Origin of the sequence: Salmonella enterica subsp. diarizonae (genome assembly GCF_008692785.1) — a bacterium.
GTDB lineage: Bacteria > Pseudomonadota > Gammaproteobacteria > Enterobacterales > Enterobacteriaceae > Salmonella > Salmonella diarizonae.
Genome location: NZ_VXJV01000003.1, coordinates 371,975 through 391,225 on the forward strand (window position 1 = coordinate 371,975; position 19,251 = coordinate 391,225).

13 protein-coding genes are annotated in these 19,251 nt (G+C 53.6%); 5 read left to right on the top strand and 8 right to left on the bottom strand.

Going from position 1 to position 19,251, the window contains the following annotated elements:
- Nucleotides 1–120 precede the first annotated feature (120 nt).
- The 6 genes from F4V72_RS08695 to tsgA all read right to left on the bottom strand — a co-directional run bounded on the left by F4V72_RS08695 (nt 121) and on the right by tsgA (nt 12,584).
- Complete coding sequence (locus tag F4V72_RS08695) at nt 121–5,622, bottom strand: autotransporter outer membrane beta-barrel domain-containing protein (RefSeq protein WP_150342446.1); 5,502 nt, start codon at nt 5,620–5,622, stop codon at nt 121–123.
- Between the two features lie 313 nt (nt 5,623–5,935).
- The gene (cysG, locus tag F4V72_RS08700; RefSeq protein WP_053507955.1) at nt 5,936–7,309 is read right to left on the bottom strand and encodes a siroheme synthase CysG; all 1,374 of its coding nucleotides are present in this window, start codon (nt 7,307–7,309) and stop codon (nt 5,936–5,938) included.
- A gap of 11 nt (nt 7,310–7,320) precedes the next feature.
- The gene (gene nirC / locus F4V72_RS08705; RefSeq protein ID WP_023247882.1) at nt 7,321–8,130 is read right to left on the bottom strand and encodes a nitrite transporter NirC; all 810 of its coding nucleotides are present in this window, start codon (nt 8,128–8,130) and stop codon (nt 7,321–7,323) included.
- Between the two features lie 81 nt (nt 8,131–8,211).
- Nucleotides 8,212–8,538, bottom strand: coding sequence for a nitrite reductase small subunit NirD (nirD, locus tag F4V72_RS08710; protein WP_079796037.1), 327 nt, complete (start codon nt 8,536–8,538; stop codon nt 8,212–8,214).
- Nucleotides 8,535–11,078, bottom strand: coding sequence for an NADPH-nitrite reductase large subunit (gene nirB, locus F4V72_RS08715; RefSeq protein ID WP_063390869.1), 2,544 nt, complete (start codon nt 11,076–11,078; stop codon nt 8,535–8,537). The genes nirD and nirB overlap by 4 nt, the downstream gene beginning before the upstream one ends.
- Nucleotides 11,079–11,402: 324 nt before the next feature.
- A complete protein-coding gene (gene tsgA / locus F4V72_RS08720) occupies nt 11,403–12,584 on the bottom strand; it encodes an MFS transporter TsgA (protein ID WP_023247885.1) in 1,182 nt (393 codons plus the stop codon).
- A gap of 275 nt (nt 12,585–12,859) precedes the next feature.
- Here tsgA and ppiA point away from each other — a divergent pair, with 275 nt between their 5' ends.
- The 5 genes from ppiA (at nt 12,860) to argD (ending at nt 16,198) form a co-directional block, all read left to right on the top strand.
- Entirely contained in the window at nt 12,860–13,432 is a 573-nt protein-coding gene (gene ppiA / locus F4V72_RS08725) for a peptidylprolyl isomerase A (RefSeq protein WP_053507953.1), read from the top strand.
- Between the two features lie 108 nt (nt 13,433–13,540).
- Entirely contained in the window at nt 13,541–13,708 is a 168-nt protein-coding gene (locus tag F4V72_RS08730; protein ID WP_001519136.1) for a YhfG family protein, read from the top strand.
- Nucleotides 13,698–14,300: a putative adenosine monophosphate-protein transferase Fic gene (locus tag F4V72_RS08735; RefSeq protein WP_079813294.1), complete on the top strand. Its 603-nt coding sequence runs from the start codon at nt 13,698–13,700 to the stop codon at nt 14,298–14,300. Before F4V72_RS08730 ends, F4V72_RS08735 begins: the two co-directional genes overlap by 11 nt.
- A 31-nt stretch (nt 14,301–14,331) precedes the next feature.
- Complete coding sequence (gene pabA / locus F4V72_RS08740; RefSeq protein ID WP_023247888.1) at nt 14,332–14,895, top strand: aminodeoxychorismate synthase component 2; 564 nt, start codon at nt 14,332–14,334, stop codon at nt 14,893–14,895.
- Between the two features lie 85 nt (nt 14,896–14,980).
- Nucleotides 14,981–16,198, top strand: coding sequence for a bifunctional acetylornithine/succinyldiaminopimelate transaminase (gene argD, locus F4V72_RS08745; RefSeq protein WP_053507952.1), 1,218 nt, complete (start codon nt 14,981–14,983; stop codon nt 16,196–16,198).
- A 41-nt stretch (nt 16,199–16,239) separates the two neighbouring features.
- Here the strand turns inward: argD and F4V72_RS08750 are convergent, their stop codons facing one another.
- Nucleotides 16,240–18,327, bottom strand: coding sequence for a YccS/YhfK family putative transporter (locus tag F4V72_RS08750; RefSeq protein WP_023247890.1), 2,088 nt, complete (start codon nt 18,325–18,327; stop codon nt 16,240–16,242).
- A 48-nt stretch (nt 18,328–18,375) separates the two neighbouring features.
- A complete protein-coding gene (gene crp, locus F4V72_RS08755; RefSeq protein ID WP_000242758.1) occupies nt 18,376–19,008 on the bottom strand; it encodes a cAMP-activated global transcriptional regulator CRP in 633 nt (210 codons plus the stop codon).
- Nucleotides 19,009–19,251: the final 243 nt, after the last annotated feature.

The window sequence follows — 19,251 nt, forward strand, 5'->3', positions numbered from 1 at the left end:
AGCAATTAATAAACCATACAGGTAGTCCAAATAAGGACTTCATCTTTACCAGAAAATATGATTTAAACAGGACCGCTTAATAATAAGCGGCCTGTATTAGTGTTATATAATGTCGTTTATTTAACGAAATGTTTTCTTAACGTTAAGCATAAAGCCTTTATCGCTGATACTGTCTTCCTTCCACTGGTATGCGTCCAGATGCAGCGCGGTATCATTGCTGCTGTATTTCACGCCGATGGTTGCTTGTCCATTAACGCCGCCGCCTTTTTGACCGTCATCCACGCTGAACGATTGACCCGCCGCGCCCTGTAATGACGCCGTGCGCTGGCTCTTGTTGTAGCTCAGGTTCGGACCGCCTTCCAGAGTGGCGGTGGCGCTCCAGCCATCTTTCCCGGTATAGTCCAGATTCAGACCGACAAGGGAGTCCACTGCCGTTTCGTTGCCAGAGTTCATTGACAGGTTAAAGTCTCCGGCGCTGCGCTCTTTGTAGCCGTCCTCCATAGTGTGACGGAATTTCACACCAGCATACGGCGTCACTTTCAGCGCATCGTCCATCAGGGAGAAGGTTTTTGCGCCTTCACTACGGAATTCCATGTACTGCTGACGCGCATCGGAATCGGCGACTTTGTTGACATCGCTATAGTCAACAGAACGGCTGCTGTCGAGGTTATGCACGTCATAGCGCAGGCTGTTATTCCAGGCCAGGCCTTCACCAAACGCCATGTTATGTTTCAGACCGAAGAACTGACTGTAGCCGCCGGTCAGGCCGTTATCGCCCGCTTTTTGCGAACCGCCGCCATCAAGACGAGCAATACCGTACTCCAGCGTCAAGTTCTGGCTTGCGGTCAAATCCAGCGTCTGGCGCAGCGCCAGCATGTCGTATTGGGTATCATTGCCCAGTTCGGCACGCGGATCGCCTTTCGCCACCACGTTGAATGCCAGGCCATCTTTAATTTGCGGCGCGGCATCGGCCAGCATAGTAAAGCGATTACTGAGAATACGGGCCTCGCGGAAGACGGTGGTCGCCTGGCTGCCGCTGATTTGTTTAAGGGCGTTGTTCAGTTCGGCGGTGGTGCCGACGTTGAGGCTGGTGTACAGCTCATTATTGGTATAACCTGCATCCAGCGCCTGCGCGACGTCAGAAACGCTGCTGTCGGTGGCGACATCGGCATAGGCGTTTTTGGTCATCGTGACATCAACGTTGCCGCTGCTATCCGTACTCCCCTGCGCGTTCCAGACCACAGTGGTGGACTGGATTGCGCCTGCATCCGATAGGTTGCTGCCTTCAACGACGTTATCAAACGTGATGGTGGTGTCGGCAGTACCTGCGGTAAAGCCGGTATTAATCTCCACGCCGTCCAGACTGGCGTTGCTCACCATTAGCTTACCCGCGCTGCCGTCGGCACTGGTGCCCACTACATAACCGTTCAGGTCGTTGCTGGCGGTGTCGGAAGTGCCGTTTGCGGTATTGACCGTATCGGCTGGATCGGCAGGTAGATTGTAGTCAGCGTAGTGAACTTCGGTATTGTTGCCGTTATTACCATTCAATCCTTCTACATTGACGCTGTCACCTTGTTTGATGAGGCCAGAACCAGTCACGCTGTCGTCAATAACCACGGTGCCATTATTGACCACATGGCCTGCGCCAGCCACGCTGAAAGCATACGAGTCGCTGGCGTAGATATTGATGGTGCCGTTGTTCTCAATCACAGCGTCAGCTGTTGCACCGGAGTCCAGCGCCATGGCAATCATGCCGGTATCGGTAGTGCCTTTGGTGCCGAGGTTGATGGTACCGTTGTTCACCAGCTGCGCATTTTTGCTACCGTACATGCCGTAAGCGTTGTTGCCGCTGACGTTAATGGTACCATCGTTCTGCGCTACGAAGTTGCTGTGGCTAATTTTGACGACTGCGCTGCCATCAAGATCGTAGTTAATAACGCCGCTTTCCTGGTTCCAGAAATAAGAGTTGTAATCGCCGCTGGCGTTGTCGCCGCTGGCGAATACGGCTTGGGTGGTCGCATCCATTGTGCCAGCGTTAATGAAATCGCCAGAACCGCCCCAGACATTGATGGCACCATTATAGGCTGATGCGGTGAACTCCATATGACCGGTGTTATAGAGTGTGCTGGCACCGCGCATGTTGATGGCATTTTTGCTGTTATCAATAATCAGCTCGCCGCTGTTGTTGAACACCGAACTCTGATTAAGATCCAGCGTGCCTTTGTCCGCCCCTTCGTCTTCGTATCCAAGATGCCAGGTACCGCTATTATTGACCACCGCATTATTGTTAAGCTTAGCGCCGCGGTTGACGTCGCCACTGGCAAGATTGTTAAAGGTGCCGTTGTTCATGACGACTTGCGCGTCTGCCGTTCCCTCGTTGTTAAATGTGCCGCTGGTGATGGTGACGCTGTTGACGATGCCTTTATTATCCAGCTCACCGCTGGAAATCGTAATGGTGTTATTGATGATGCCGGAAGCATTGTTGGTCAGTACGCCGTTGGTCTGGATAGCCAGTTCACTGCCATTGACTGTCCCGTTATTATCCACGTTGCCAATAATGATAGTTTTTTGATCCAGTGTGACCGTTTCGTCGGTATCGGCGATCACGCCATCCCGCAAGGCATTTTGAACATAGGGATCGGTTGGGTTATAGGTTGCGCTGTCCTGACAGCTATCCTCTATACAGATGGTGCCATAGTTAACGACCAGGCTGCTGCTGTCGGCGAGGAACGGCTTGCCGAAACTGGCGTCGATATTAATAGTGCCAGTGGTGTCGTTAATGACCGTACCGCCGTTTAATGCCGCCATGCCGACCAGTTGGTTTTCATCGGCTTGCGTGACGCCTTCATCTGCCGTCAGCGTAATTGTGCCCTGGTTAATCGCGGTGCCGCCGTTGAGCGCCATCATGCCGAACCCGGCATTATTGACGGTGATGGTGCCGGTATTGGTGGCGGTGGCGTCGCCGTTACCCGAATCCGTTGAGCCAGCAACCATACCTGCACTGGTTATATTGAGGTTTGTGGGCTGCCAGAATGTTTTACCGGTAATGTTGCCCGCATCATCCAGCGTCGGGACGAAACCGTCGAGATAAATATCACCGGCATTGCTCGCAGTACCTTTGGCGGCTGAAACGCCGTATACGCCCGCGCCCTGAAGCGTAATTGTTGCCCCGGCGTCATTGCTGACTTCGCCATAGTTGTTCGCCAGCATCGCGTAATAGGTATTACCATACCATTTAAGTGAGTACTCCGGCATGCCGCCGCCGCTATAGAAAGGTTTCTGATCCGAGAGCAACGTGATATTGCCGCCTGCCTTATTCTCGCTGACGGAGCCTTTATCCATGGCGATGATAATGCCCGCGCGGGTATCGCTGTTATTGAGATTATCCTTTGTCCAGGCGGTGATAGCGCCGCTGTTGGCGACATGCGCGCCATCACGCGCCATCAACAGTTGCGCAGCTCCATCGTCGTTGATAGTGCCCTGATTCTCGATATCGGAATCCGCCCCGGAGGCGACTAACAGCGCGTTGTAGTCATAATACCAGGAGTCCAGGAAGTTCATGTCGATATCGACACTGGAGTTTTCGTCCAGCACCAGTTGGCCGCCGTTCTGTACCTTCGCCAGCATCACGTCCCCGCCAATCATGGTGGTTAAGTCTGCGGTAGAGTGGCCGCTCAGCGTGACTTTGCTGTTGCCGTTAATATTAATAGCGTGGATGGCGCTGTTTTCATCATCCGTAGAGCCGGTCGCCGTAATATTAAGGCCGCCGGTGATATTCACATTGTTATTGTCACCCTGGATGTCCAGACCCGTAATGTCCTGGGTTTGGCCGACGACATTGCTAAGGTCGCTGGCGTTGAGATTCAACGTACCGTCAAGCGTCACGTCATTGTTGTTCCCGGTGATGGCAATACCGTTGAGTGGGATCTCATCAGAAATCAGCGAGTCCTGGGCGTAGTTGGCGCTAACGTTGACGTTACCCTGGATATTTACCGCGTTATCGCTGCCGCTGACATTGACGCCAGTGGCCCCCTGGAAGACGCCGTCACTGTCCTGCACCGAGTCGACGTTGATGTCGCCGCTCAGATTAACGTCTGACTCAGTACCGCTGACCAGAGCGCCCGTACCGTTGAGACTGGCGTCTATGTTGCCTTTGTTGGTGAGGGTGTTTTGTTCTCCCGCCACCACAAAACCAGTCGATCCCTCGTCATGCACGGTGATGTTGCCATTGTTGGTCAGCGTTACGCCCTGACCGTTGGTAATAATGCCCATCGCGCCATTGGTCACCAGCAGGTCGCCGTTCTGAGTCAGTTTGGCGTTATTGCCGTCAATGACGGCGACGGTTGAGCCCGCACCGTCTACATGCACATTACCGGCGTTCATCATGCGGGCGTTGTCGCCCTTAATGTGGGTGCCCGTAGCGCCATCGGTAATCGTCTGGTCGCCAGCATTGACCACATAGGCGTCGTCACCCTCAATGTACAGCCCGGTAGAGCCTGCTCCACGGGTGGTGGAATTACCCGTATTATCGACAATTGCGCCATCGCCGACGATCTTTGCCCCGGTAGCGCCATCGGAGACCTCTAACTCACCATCGTTGATGAGACGCGTGTTATCGCCAAGAATAATCGAACCTGTAGAGCCCTCACTGCTAATGGTGGAGGTACCGGTATTATCAATGATGGTTCGGTTACCATCGATAACCATACCCGTTCCACCTCCACTGACGTTGATATTGCCGGAAAGCGTGGTACTTGAGTTGCTGCCGGAAATCAAGGCGCCGATGGCGCCGTCAACCGACGTATCGCCTGAAATCGTGTTGGTGGTGTTATCGCCGGTAATCACCAGACCGACTGCGCCGTCGCTAACAATGGCGTCGCCGGTGAGGGTATTGGTGGTTTTATCGCCGGAAATGATAACACCGGTTTTGTTAGCGCCGCTCACGGTCATTCCGCGATCGGTAGCGTGGGTCTCGTTATCCCCAGTGGTCACCTGCGTCTGGTCATCAGCAAGGATCAGATATCCCCGGCTGTCATACTTCCAGTACAGACCGTTTTCCTGAGTACCTTCAATGACGGCAGCGTTATCGTCTGTGACATTCCAGCCGGAGACATCCAGCGTCTTACCGCTAAGGGTGGTTAACTGCCATCGCTCGTCTTGTTTGGAATAACTTAGCGTTGCCGGGCCGAGATGTTTGCCGTTATCCAGCTTAATATCATTGAAACTCAGCGTATCCGCGCCTCTGTCATCAGTGACGCCGTTACTGTAGGATATGATAGAGGTATCATCAGGAGGTGTTGGTGTGACATCGCCGCCATCATCCGACGGTGTCGGAGAAACAGTGTGATGCGAGTTGCCATCACTGTCACTATTATGCACGCCCAGTGCGACACTGGCTGCCAGTGCCGCAATACCGCCAGCCGCCCATCCCCAGTGATTATCCTGCTCTACTTTAGTAATAAGACATTCGGCGGGCAATTTTTCCCTCTCAGCCTGAGATAATGAGGAAATATTAGTGGGACATTTATTATCATCGTCGGTATTATCGGCAGCCATAGCGGGGTAATAAGAGGTTTGCAGGGCAAGCGCAATACCAATAGCCAGGAGTTTTTTCCTTTGCATAGGTTATCCTTAATTAAACTGGGCGTATAAAGAAAACGTGATTTACATTTTGTCAGAAAGGTCAGTTTATAGTTTGGACTCTGCGTATCCAAAATTGCTTCGTATGTTAAGGAATTAATAAGTATTTGCCTGGCTAATTACTGGAGCACGAAAAAGGGGCGAAAAGGCTATTTTTTGACGGTGAGGGCTAATTGTTGCAGGGAATGATATTAAATATAAATGAATTTAATTTAATTAAAATGTAACGTAAGAATAAATCATTACTTAATGGCGAAAATAAATAGACGCCCTGAATAACAGGGCATCACGGAAATCAATGATTCGAGAACCAGTTTAATTTATCGCGTAGCCCGACCACGCGACCAACAATAATCAGCGCCGGACTGACCACCTGTTTCGCCAGTTCGCCCAACTGCGCCAGTTCGCCATTGACCACCCGCTGTTTGATAGAGGTGCCATTTTCAACCAGCGCGACCGGCATATCAGCCTGCATACCGAATGCGATCAGTTTTTCCTGGATAGTCACCGCCTGACTCAGACCCATATAGAACACCAGTGTCTGTTTTTCTGCCGCCAGGTTTGCCCAGTCCAGCTCGCCGTCGGTTTTCAGATGACCCGTGACCAGACGCACACTCTGTGCGTAATCGCGATGGGTTAGTGGAATACCGGAGTAGGCGGAACAACCGGAAGCCGCGGTAATCCCCGGTACTACCGAGAAAGGAATACCGGCATGACATAGTGTTTCCAGCTCTTCGCCGCCGCGACCAAAGATAAAAGGATCGCCGCCTTTCAGGCGTACCACGCGTTTACCTTTTTGCGCTTCACGTAGCAGGATCTGGTTGATTTCCTCCTGCGGGACGCAGTGGTAGCCTGCGCGTTTCCCCACAAATACCCGATCGGCATCGCGGCGTACCAGGTTCATAATGTCGTCGGAGACGAGGCGATCATAAACCACGATATCCGCCTGTTGGATTTGTTGTAACCCTTTCAGCGTGAGCAGTCCGGCATCGCCCGGCCCGGCGCCGACCAGCACCACTTCACCGCGGTGATCCAGCGGTTCGCTAAACAGTTGCTCGGTCGTCGCGTTAACCGCTTTCTCATCGGCATTTGCCAGCGACTGCGCCAGCCGGTCGTTGACGAAAAATTTTTCCCAGAAGCGACGGCGTTCGCCCATGGTGGTGAACTGTTTTTTTACCCGGGCGCGGAGTTGTCCGGCATAGCGCGCGACCTGCCCCAGATGTTGCGGCAGTAGCGATTCCAGCTTCTCGCGCAGCAGACGCGCCAGCACCGGGGAGGTACCGCCGGAAGAGACCGCTACCATCAGCGGCGAGCGGTCGATAATGGAGGGCATGATAAAGCTGGCGGCTTTCGGCGCATCCACCACGTTGCAGAAGATACGGCGTGACTCCGCCGCTTCGCTGACGCGCTGGTTGACGGTATCGTCGTCGGTGGCCGCGATCACCAGCCAGCACGGGTCGAGAAGCGTTTCGTCGAACGGCCCCTCGACCAGCGTCAACATGCCTTCATTTGCCCATACGGTGAACTGTGGAATAAAGGTTAGCGCATTGACCGTTAAACGTGCGCCTGCTTCCAGTAGCAAACGTGCTTTGCGTTCTGCGACATCGCCACCGCCGACGATCAGACAGTCGCGGTCGCGTAATTGACAAAATATAGGCAAATGGTCCACGACATTACCCCTTAATGGCTGGCTGTAACCTTAATGTGGTTGATTTTTTGCGGAACAGGGCGCTCCGATTTTGGCGTAGCATACCAATAACCCAATCCCATGAACACGACGCCGGACAAAGTATTGCCGAGAGTGACCCATAACAGATTGTGTCCGATTCCGGACAGGGTATAGGCGTCGCTGTGATGACCAAACCAGGAGAGGGCGAACAACGTCATATTCGCGACGGAGTGCTCGTATCCGGAAGCGATAAACGCCAGCAGACACCACCAGATAGCAAGAAATTTCGCCGTGCCTTCCGTGCGGATCGCCATCCAGATTGCCAGACAAACCAGCCAGTTACACAGTGCGCCTTTAAAGAACAGTACCGCGGCGGGCGCTGTGGTTTTCGCCAGTGCGACTGAGTGAACGATACTGGTATCGACTGGCAACAAACTGCCGCCACCCCAACTGTAAAGCAGCGCGACAAATACGGAACCGGCCAGGTTGCCGAGCCAGGTTTGCGGCAGGATAGCCCACATTTGACCGTGGCTGATGGTGCCTGCTTTGACGCCCAGCGTCAGGAACATGGTGTGGCCGGTAAACAGTTCGGAGCCGGCAATAATCACCAGCGTTAAGGCGATACCGAAGGTGGCGCCCATCACCAAAGGACGCACAGAAGGATCGAGTAAATTACCGAGGGTGAAGATGAGAATAATCCCGAGGCCGACATAAGCCCCGGCCATTGCGGAACTGATCCAGAAGCCGAGCGGATTATTCGCCGACAGGCGTGCGATGCGCGCAGCGTTAGCCGCACACTTGTTGATAGTGTCTGTAAACATTTGATCATCCTTAAATTTGCAATAACAATTAAAATTTAAAAAAATACAAAAAAGGGGAGGCGTTGCGCCTCCCAAAATTAATTAACCGCGCAACTGAACCATGCCCTCTTTCACCCGCGCTTCGTAATGTTTTACAGAGAACTGCTCATCTTCCATGCACAAACCATCGCTCAGGCGGAAGTGCTGCTTTTTCAACGGGCTGGCGACCCATAGTTCGCCCTGGTGTTCCGCAATCAGCCCACGAGACAGCACACTGGCCTCAAAGAACGGGTCGATGTTGCTGATAGCGAACACCTGATCGTTATGGTAAGGACGGAAAATCGCTACCTGTTCGCCGCCTGACAGCGCGCAGACGCCGGTTCCCGGCAGGATGTCATCGATTTTGCAGATGTTTTGCCACTGGCTCATGCGTTTTCCTCCACCAGAGTTACCGGGATACGTTCATACGGCGTGGCCGGACGATGCTGTTCGCGTTCTGGGACGACCTGGACATTTGGGTCGCGCTTGTCGCTGTTGATGAAGTGTTTGAAACGAACCTGCGCCGCTGGCGTGTTGACGGTTTCCGTCCACTCGCAGACCACCGCTGCGCGCAGGCGCGCCATCTCTTCTTCCAGATGTTCGTTCAGGCCCAGCTTATCGTCGATAATGACCGATTTCAGATAGTCGATGCCGCCTTCCAGATTATCCAGCCACGGCGCGGTACGGGTCAGCTTATCGGCGGTACGAATGTAGAACATCATAAAGCGGTCGAGATACTTGAGCAGAGTGTCGCGATCGAGATCGGCTGCCAGCAGATCCGCGTGACGCGGTTTCATGCCGCCGTTACCGCAGACGTACAGATTCCAGCCTTTTTCGGTGGCGATGATACCGACATCTTTACCCTGCGCTTCCGCACATTCGCGGGTACAGCCGGAGACGCCGAACTTCATTTTGTGCGGGGTGCGAATGCCTTTGTAGCGGTTTTCCAGCTCCACGCCGAAACCGACGCTGTCGCCAACCCCGTAGCGGCACCAGGTGCTGCCGACGCAGGTTTTCGCCATCCGCAGCGCTTTGGCGTACGCGTGACCGGTTTCGAAGCCCGCTTCAATCAGCTGACGCCAGATTTCCGGCAGATCGTCTTTTTGCGCGCCAAACAGACCGATACGCTGAGAGCCGGTAATTTTGGTGTACAGGTTAAACTCGCGGGCGATACGACCCACGGCCACCAGACCTTCCGGCGTGATTTCACCGCCCGCCGAGCGTGGGATCACCGAGTAGGTACCATCTTTCTGAATATTCGCCAGGAAGTTATCGTTGGTATCCTGTAGCGGAGTGTGCTGCGGCTTAAGGATGTATTCGTTCCAGCACGACGCCAGCAGCGAAGCAACGGTTGGCTTACACACTTCGCAGCCGTAGCCTTTACCGTGTTTCGCCAGCAGCTCTTCAAAAGTTTTGATGCCTTCTACGCGGATTAAGTGGAACAATTCCTGGCGAGAATAAGCAAAGTGCTCGCACAGATTGTTGTTGACTTCGATACCCTGTTTCGCCAGTTCGGCGTTCAGTACCTGCGTCACCAGTGGGATACAGCCGCCGCAGCCGGTTCCGGCTTTGGTCTCCGCTTTCAGCGCCGCCACGGTATGGCAGCCTTTATTGATGGCGGCGATCAGATCGCCTTTAGTCACGTCGAAGCAGGAGCAGATCTGCGCGCTGTCCGGCAGCTTATCCACGCCGATAGACGGTTTGCCGCTGCCCGCGTGTGACGGCAGGATCAGCGAGTCCGGGTTTTCCGGAAGTTCGATGGCGTTCAGTACCAGTTGCAGCAAATTGCCGTAATCGCTGGTGTCGCCGACCAGTACTGCGCCGAGCAGCGTTTTGTTATCTTCGCTAACGATGAGACGTTTGTAGACTTCTTTGCTTTCGTCGAGGTAGACATAGCTACGGGCGCCCGGCTTGCGGCCATGGGCGTCGCCGATGCCGCCCACGTCCACGCCCAGCAGCTTCAGTTTGGCGCTGAGATCCGCCCCTTCAAAGGTGTTTTCACTGCCGAGGATATGGTCAACGGCGACCTGGGCCATTTTATAGCCCGGCGCGACCAGACCGTAAACGCGGTTATTCCAACTGGCGCACTCACCAATGGCGTAGATATCCGGGTCGGAAGTCTGACAGGAATCGTTAATGACGATACCGCCGCGCTGCGCGACGGCCAGACCGCACTGGGTAGCCAGTTTGTCGCGGGGGCGAATACCGGTAGAGAAGACGATAAAATCGACTTCCAGCTCGCTGCCGTCGGCAAAACGCATGGTTTTACGTGCTTCGGTACCTTGCTGAACAATCTCTTGCGTATTTTTACTGGTGTGTACACGTACGCCCATGCTTTCGATCTTGCGTCGTAGCTGCTCGCCGCCCATCTGATCGAGCTGTTCCGCCATCAGCATCGGCGCAAATTCAATGACGTGAGTTTCCACGCCGAGGTTTTTCAGCGCGCCGGCGGCTTCCAGCCCCAGCAGGCCGCCACCGACCACCGCCCCGCGCTTGCTGCGGCGGGCGCAGGATTCGATAGCGTTAAGGTCTTCAATGGTACGGTAAACGAAGCAATCCTGGGTTTCTGAGCCTTTAATCGGTGGAATCCACGGATATGAACCAGTCGCCATGATCAGCTTGTCATAATAAACGGTACGACCCGCGCTGGAGTGAATAACTTTCTCCTGACGGTTAATGGTAATTGCGCGTTCGCCAACCAGTACCTTTACGTCATGCTTCTCATAAAACCCTTCACGCACCAGAGAGAGCTCTTCCGCGGTGTGGTGAGAGAAGTAGGATGACAGGTGGACACGGTCATAGGCTTTACGGGGTTCTTCACAGAACACGGTAATGTCGAACAGGCTAGCGTCGGATTTATCAAGGAGATCCTCAATAAAGCGGTGGCCGACCATACCATTACCGATAATAGCGAGTCTGACTTTGCTCATTTTTGCCTCGATTTCTTTTCTATTACCGCCTACCTTAACGATTCAGCAACCCCACTTATTGATGTAAATCAAATTCACCTTTATATACCTCTTAATGGGTATATGGCTGATTTGTCAGGATTTTTATAAGTGGCGGAATTGTCAGGCTTTTCAGGTTTGTACAAATAATGTACAAAATGAGGGGGTTTTAGACCACCAGGCCTACCTCGTCGGGAGGAGAGGGGAAAATAGGTTGCCGGAAGGCTGCTGCGCCTTATCCGACCTACCAACGGCTTACGCTGTAGGCCGGATAAGACGCATTGCGTCGCCATCCGGCAATCATTATCAATGCGCCGCTGGGGCGCTATGTTGGCGATGACGGGACACAAAGCCGAGCGCAAAGCACATCACAAATACCACCGCATACAGACCATTTGCGGTGAGTAAGGCCGCCTGCGGGCCGCTGTGCGCCACAATCGGGCCGGTGACGACGAATGTCAGCATCGTTCCGATGGTACCGCAGGTCAAAATAAAGTTGACCAGCTTAGGCGAGGCCACTTTCGTTTGCTGCGATCCCAGCGTAATGATGGAGGTATAAATGGCGCTGGAGAAGAAGCCCAGCGTCAGAATAAACCACGGCATGTGCGCCTGTGTGCCGGTAATAAACAGATACATCAGTACTGCCGCCATACCCGCCAGCACGGTCAGAATGCGTTGCAGATCGAAAAAGCGCAGGATAAAGCTGAACGCCCACATGCCAAACATATAGGACATCCAGAAATCGCTCACCAGCGCCCCGGCGTCATTCAGGCTCATGCCGAGGCCTTTGGCGTATTCCGGCACCCAGGAGATAAAGCCTAATTGACCGAGGATATAGCACAGCGCAGCGACGGCGAGAAACAGTACGCCAATGCCCCATTTTTCTTTGGCGACAGGCGCCTGAGAGTGCTGCGCATGTTTACCCAGCGCCGGAAATTCACAGCCGAAGGTCAGGATGAAAATCGCCAGATAGACCAGGCCGATGCAGGCATAGACCCAGTACCACTCAATACTACGCGCCAGCAAGAAGGCGGCGACCATGGGAAAAATCATCCCCGCCATGCTGAAGAAGGAGTCGGTAAACAGCAGTCGGGAACCGCGCTGACGCCCTTCATACAGTTGCGTAATCAGGAAGGTGCCAATCGACATGGTGATCCCACTGACCAGCCCCAGCACAAACATCGCCGCTGAGAACAGCGCCAGGCTATGACTGAGCATCAGCCCGGCAACCGCCAGCACCATCAGGATAAAACCAAAGCGTAGCTGTGTTTTCAGCGGGACGATTTCCATCAACCACGCATTGAGGAAGATCGAGATCAAAATCCCGGCGTTCAGGAAAGTAAAGGTGTTACTCATGCTGGAAACGGGCAGATGAAAATAGTCTGCGATATTTCCCATCACCATCCCGGTGACAATCACCAGCGCCCCGGTCAGGGCGTAGGAAAGAAAGCTGATCCATGTGAGCTTGATGCGGTTGCTGTTAGTCATGTCTGGCCTTGAAGAGAAGTGAAGCGCGTGGAGGGCGCGTTAAGCGGGCAGATTTTAGGCGCTTTAGTGACGCATTTAAATAATTATTAGCAAACGTATTGCCCGTTACATTTTTAACGTGATCATGATCACGGTATATTGCGAAGCTCAGGCATTGTGCCGTGACGTTACATTTGTTTCAGATACGTAAAATTAGGTAAAGGACTGGCCTGACCCTGGAAGGCTCTTTAGAATCAGTCCACTTGCTTTATTTCTGCTCTTGTTAAGGAAATCTCATGCTCAAATCGACTCTGGCGGCTGTCGTAGCTGTTTTCGCTCTTTCTGCTCTTTCTCCCGCAGCGTTGGCAGCAAAAGGCGATCCTCATGTGCTGTTAACCACCTCCGCCGGGAATATTGAGCTGGAGCTGAACAGCCAGAAAGCGCCGGTTTCCGTGAAAAACTTTGTCGATTACGTCAACAGTGGTTTCTATAACAACACCACGTTTCACCGCGTTATTCCTGGCTTTATGATTCAGGGCGGTGGTTTTAACGAGCAGATGCAGCAGAAGAAACCGAATCCGCCTATTAAGAATGAAGCCGACAACGGCCTGCGTAATACTCGCGGCACGATCGCGATGGCGCGTACCGCGGATAAAGACAGCGCCACCAGCCAGTTCTTTATTAACGTCGCGGATAACGCTTTTCTCGACCACGGCCAGCGTGACTTTGGCTATGCAGTCTTTGGTAAAGTGGTAAAAGGTATGGACGTCGCTGATAAAATCTCTCAGGTGCCGACGCACGATGTCGGGCCTTATCAGAATGTGCCGACAAAACCAGTCGTTATCCTTTCCGCGAAAGTCCTGCCATAAAATATGCCTGCGCGGGGGCGAGCCACCCGCGTTTTCTCCCTGTCTCAGCGTAACCTGAAATTGCTGCTTATACTTGTGGGCAAGCACAGGCATATTCAGGGAGGCCAGGTGAAGAAACTTACCGATAAACAAAAGTCACGCTTTTGGGAACAGCGGCGCAACGTTAACTTCCAGCAAAGCCGCCGTCTCGAAGGTATTGAGATCCCCTTAGTAACCCTGACCGCCGACGAAGCGCTGGCACGCCTTGACGAACTTCGGAGGCACTATGAGCGATAAATTTGGCGAAGGACGCGATCCGTACCTCTATCCGGGGCTGAATGTGATGCGTAATCGGCTGGGGATTCATCAGGCCCAGCGACTGGCGCAAGCGGCATATGAAATGACCGCGCTCCGCGCCGCCACGATTGAACTGGGGCCGCTGATACGCGGCTTGCCCCATCTGTGCGCGATTCATCGCCAGCTCTATCAGGATATTTTCGACTGGGCAGGGCAACTGCGGGAGGTCGATATTTACCAGGGCGATACCCGTTTCTGCCACTTTGCCTATATCGAAAAAGAGGGTAATGTCCTGATGCAGGATCTGGAAGAAGAGGGCTATCTGGTCGGTCTGGCGCATGAAAAGTTTGTCGAGCGGCTGGCGCATTACTACTGCGAAATTAACGTACTTCACCCGTTTCGTTTGGGGAGCGGGCTGGCGCAGCGCATCTTCTTTGAACAACTGGCGCTACATGCAGGCTACGCGCTGAGTTGGCAAAGCATTGCGGTTGAAACGTGGAATCAGGCGAACCAGAGCGGCGCAATGGGCGATCTCTCCGCTTTGCAGGCAATTTTTCAGAAAGCGATAAGCGAAGCTCGCGAAACTGAGTAAAATAGTGCGGTTCTACTGACCCGGAGCCGCCATGATCCTGCTTATCGATAACTATGATTCCTTTACCTGGAACCTCTACCAGTATTTTTGTGAACTGGGCGCGGAAGTGCAGGTCAGGCGCAATGATGCGCTGACGCTGGCGCACATTGACGCTTTGAACCCGCAAAAAATCGTTATCTCTCCCGGCCCCTGTACGCCGGATGACGCTGGCATTTCACTGACGGTCATCCGCCATTATGCCGGACGTATTCCGATGCTGGGCGTTTGCCTTGGGCACCAGGCGATGGCGCAGGCTTTTGGCGCGACGGTGGTGCGGGCAGCGAAAGTAATGCACGGTAAAACGTCACCTGTTACGCACAATGGACAGGGCGTGTTTCGGGGATTGCCCAGCCCGTTAACCGTGACACGTTACCACTCGCTGATTGTCGACCCTGCCACGTTGCCTGAGTGTTTTGAGATCACCGCCTGGAGCGAAACGCAGGAGATTATGGGCATTCGCCACCGCGAGTGGGATCTGGAAGGCGTGCAGTTCCACCCGGAAAGTATTCTCAGCGAACAAGGACACGCTCTCCTGGAGAATTTCCTCCGGCGTTGATTTGTGGTTGCTATTAAGTGATTTTTTATTCATATTTTATGATTATAATTTCACTGGCATTTCTGCTTAACCGGGTGGTAATGATATGGCAACTGAACAAACGGCTATTACGCGCGCAACTTTTGATGAAGTGATTCTGCCCATTTATGCACCGGCGGACTTTATTCCGGTTAAAGGTAAAGGCAGTCGCGTATGGGATCAGCAGGGCAAAGAGTATATCGATTTCGCCGGCGGGATCGCAGTGACTGCGCTGGGCCATTGCCATCCGGCGCTGGTCGAGGCGCTGAAATCCCAGGGTGAAACCTTATGGCATACCAGCAACGTTTTTACCAACGAACCGGCGTTGCGTCTGGGACGTAAATTGATCGACGCCACGTTTGCCGAGCGCGTGCTGTTTATGAATTCCGGCACCGAAGCGAACGAAACCGCTTTTAAACTGGCGCGTCATTATGCCTGCGTGCGCCATAGCCCGTTCAAAACGAAAATCATTGCCTTCCATAACGCCTTTCATGGCCGTTCCTTGTTTACCGTCTCTGTAGGCGGGCAGCCAAAATATTCTGACGGCTTTGGGCCGAAACCCGCCGATATTATTCACGTTCCCTTCAACGATCTTCATGCGGTGAAAGCGGTAATGGATGACCACACCTGCGCGGTGGTGGTCGAGCCGATTCAGGGTGAAGGCGGCGTGCAGGCGGCTACACCGGAATTCCTCAAAGGGTTACGCGACCTGTGTGACAAGCATCAGGCGTTGCTGGTGTTTGATGAAGTGCAGTGCGGGATGGGGCGCACCGGAGACCTGTTTGCCTATATGCACTACGGCGTCACGCCGGATATCCTCACCAGCGCCAAAGCGTTAGGCGGCGGTTTTCCGGTGAGCGCCATGCTGACCACGCAGGAGATTGCCTCGGCCTTCCATGTCGGTTCGCACGGTTCAACCTATGGCGGCAATCCGCTGGCCTGTGCGGTGGCTGGCGCGGCATTCGATATCATTAATACGCCAGAGGTACTAGAAGGCATTCACACTAAGCGGCAACAGTTTGTGCAACATTTGCAGGCGATTGACGAACAATTTGACATTTTCAGCGATATTCGCGGCATGGGGCTGCTGATTGGCGCGGAACTGAAGCCGAAGTATAAAGGTCGGGCGCGCGATTTTCTGTACGCAGGCGCAGAGGCCGGGGTGATGGTGCTCAATGCCGGACCAGACGTGATGCGTTTTGCCCCGTCGCTGGTGGTGGAAGAGGCGGATATCAATGAAGGAATGCAGCGCTTTGCGCAGGCGATAGGGAAAGTGGTTGCCTGATGGCGGATTGCCGGATAAGCGTAGCGCATCCGTCAGTCGATCTAACCTTTTGTATCCCGTAGCCGCTTACTCAGCCAGATACCGTGATGCGGACGCTGACGCCAGGCCATCGACGAAATGGTGTGCATGGTGTTCAGATGGCCGATGATGCGCTGTAAATGTTGTTCCAGAGTGCTCAATAAGCCATGTGACGGCATGTCCGGCGACTCCAGAATGTTGACGTCGCCGGAACCGCCTGGCCTGTCGTACTCCAGGCGCTGCTGGCAGCGCTGAATCGCAATCTCGCAAGATTCCAGATAGCGCTGCGCCAGATCCGGCGTCAGCATGGTGTGTTCCCGCGCCAGCGTCGTCATGGCGTTGATATGCTCGACAATAAACTGGCTGTGCGTGACCCACAGTTTCATATCCGACAGATAGTGGGTATTGAATCCGGGTTCCTGCATTGCCTGATTTAACGAGTTGAATAGCGTGTTATGCGCCTGGTTGACCCGCATTCTTTGATAAGCGAGCGGGGTGGCCTGCGGATCGTTACTGAGGATCAGTCGGATAGCTTCTTGATCGGCTTCCAGCGCATCATGGGCGTTTTTACGTAATAGCCCGCTTTGCCATTGCGGCCACAGCCAAACCATGCCGCCAAAGGCAATTAAACAGCCAATAAGCGTATCGATCAGCCTCGGCACAATAAACTGCTCTCCGTTTAACGTCAGTAACTGGATGGTGTATACCGCCGTCACCGTAAAGCCGACCGTCGCCCAGCCGTAGTTTTTACGAATAATCAGATAACTTGCCAGCGTTAGTACCAGCATGACCGCCAGCGTAATGCTTTCGGGAATATGTAAGTGCAGCGTGACGCCGGCAATCACCAGGCCGACCAGCGTTCCGACCGAACGGTGCAGAATACGTACGCGCGTCGCGCCATAGCCGTTTTGGGTGACAAACAGCACCGTCATGAGGATCCAGTACGGTTTGGGCAGGTGCAACGCGCTGCCCATCAGACTGGCGATACTCATCATTACGCTAATGCGTCCGGCGTTGCGTAGCGCCGGCGATTTAAGCGACACATAATTTTTCAGCGCCGGGAGTAGTGGCAGGCGACGCTGTTTATCGGCCATCAGGTCGCGGGCGTAAAGCGGTCGCTGAGTACGCAGCACGCGGGCGATTCGGCTGAAGTGCCAATAGCAGAACTGGCCTACCGGGTTTTCAGGATGTTGATTGGCAATCTTCTCCAGCGCGCCAATCTGTTTTTCCATAGAGAAGCGCGTCGGCAGACGATGATAAAGGATGTCATCCGCCAGCACGCGCAGGCGAGCGGCGACCGTTTGCGCATTCCAGCGAATTACCTCTTCCGCATGGCTGCGTTCTACCAGTTTCTGTACCTCTTCCGGCTGATGCAGGCTGACGGAGATGTGTTCCTGCAAATCCATCGCTTCCTGAAAAGCCCGCAGTAGGCGCTTGTAATCATTATTGTTGTGCGCCGAAAGCATATGCATCTGTTGGTAACACTGGGTAATGAGATCGACCGCTTTTTGCTGGCGTATCAGCAGGGGAGGCAGCGCTTTTTCCGGATCGATATGTTGGGTGAGCAGGCTGTATTTCGCTTCGCAGTAATCGGCCAGTTCACGATATAACAAACTCAATGACTCGCGCAGCGGCTGTTCGCGCCATAGCCAGAACCAAAACCAGTTAAACACGCCGTACCATAGGGTGCCCAGCGCATAAATAAGCAGCGGCTCCCAGACGGGCATGTATCCCGCAAGGCTCAGGGTAAATATGGCGGCAATCAGCGACGCTGGCAGTAGCCGCGCATGAAGTGGGCTAATTTCCGCCGTCACGCCAAGCACCAGCGTGAGCCCGGTCAGGATCAACGGCAGGGGGACGGATTCTGCCAGCAGGAGTTGCGTTGCCAGACTGCATCCGGCGAACAGCGACGCGCCGATGATCAGGCGTTTAAAAAAGCGTTTGTGCGGTGTATCCAGACCTGCAATGTTGCAGCAGGCGGGAACGAGAGAGAAAAGTAATCCCAGGTGTAGCTGGCCTATCAATAAACCGACAGCCACAGGCAGGCACAGCACCAGCGTTTGCCGTAGTGCGTAATTAATCTCTGGGTGATAAATCAGTCTTCGCCACATCGATGCAAACAAAAATGGCGCATGATAAAACGCGCCATTCTGACGGGATTAACGGGTGCCGTAGACGACGATGGTCTTGCCATGCGCGGAGATCAGGTTTTGATCTTCCAGCATCTTCAAAATACGACCAACGGTTTCGCGGGAGCAGCCGACGATCTGGCCAATTTCCTGACGGGTGATTTTGATCTGCATCCCATCCGGGTGCGTCATGGCATCGGGCTGTTTCGCCAGATTCAGCAGCGTCTGAGCGATACGCCCGGTGACGTCGAGGAAGGCGAGGTTACCTACTTTTTCAGACGTGACTTGTAAGCGACGAGCCATCTGGGAAGAGAGGCGCATCAGAATATCCGGGTTTACCTGGATTAATTGGCGAAATTTTTTGTAGGAAATTTCAGCGACCTCACATGCGGTTTTCGCACGTACCCAGGCGCTGCGTTCCTGGCCTTCTTCAAACAGGCCCAATTCACCAATAAAATCACCCTGATTCAGATAAGAAAGAATCATTTCTTTCCCTTCCTCATCTTTGATCAGCACTGCCACGGAGCCTTTAACGATGTAGTACAGCGTTTCTGCTTTTTCACCCTGGTGAATCAGCGTGCTCTTTGACGGGTACTTATGAATGTGGCAATGAGACAAGAACCATTCAAGAGTCGGGTCTGTTTGCGGTTTGCCAAGCACCATGCGCGGTTATCCTCTGTTATAAGCTGTCTCCAGAGCCAGAAAACGGCACTGTCTCTGGGGTTGCAAAAATATGCTTCCCGCTACCTGGGAAGAGGGCTACGAAAATAGACTGTAGCCTGTAATGTGATGTCCTCTGCATACATGCAGTACGTCAATGTATTACTGTAGCATCTTGTCTGTTTTAGCATAGCTTTCGCCGTGTGTCTCCTGGTGTCTCGCTTCAGCATGACCCAAGTCGCCTTC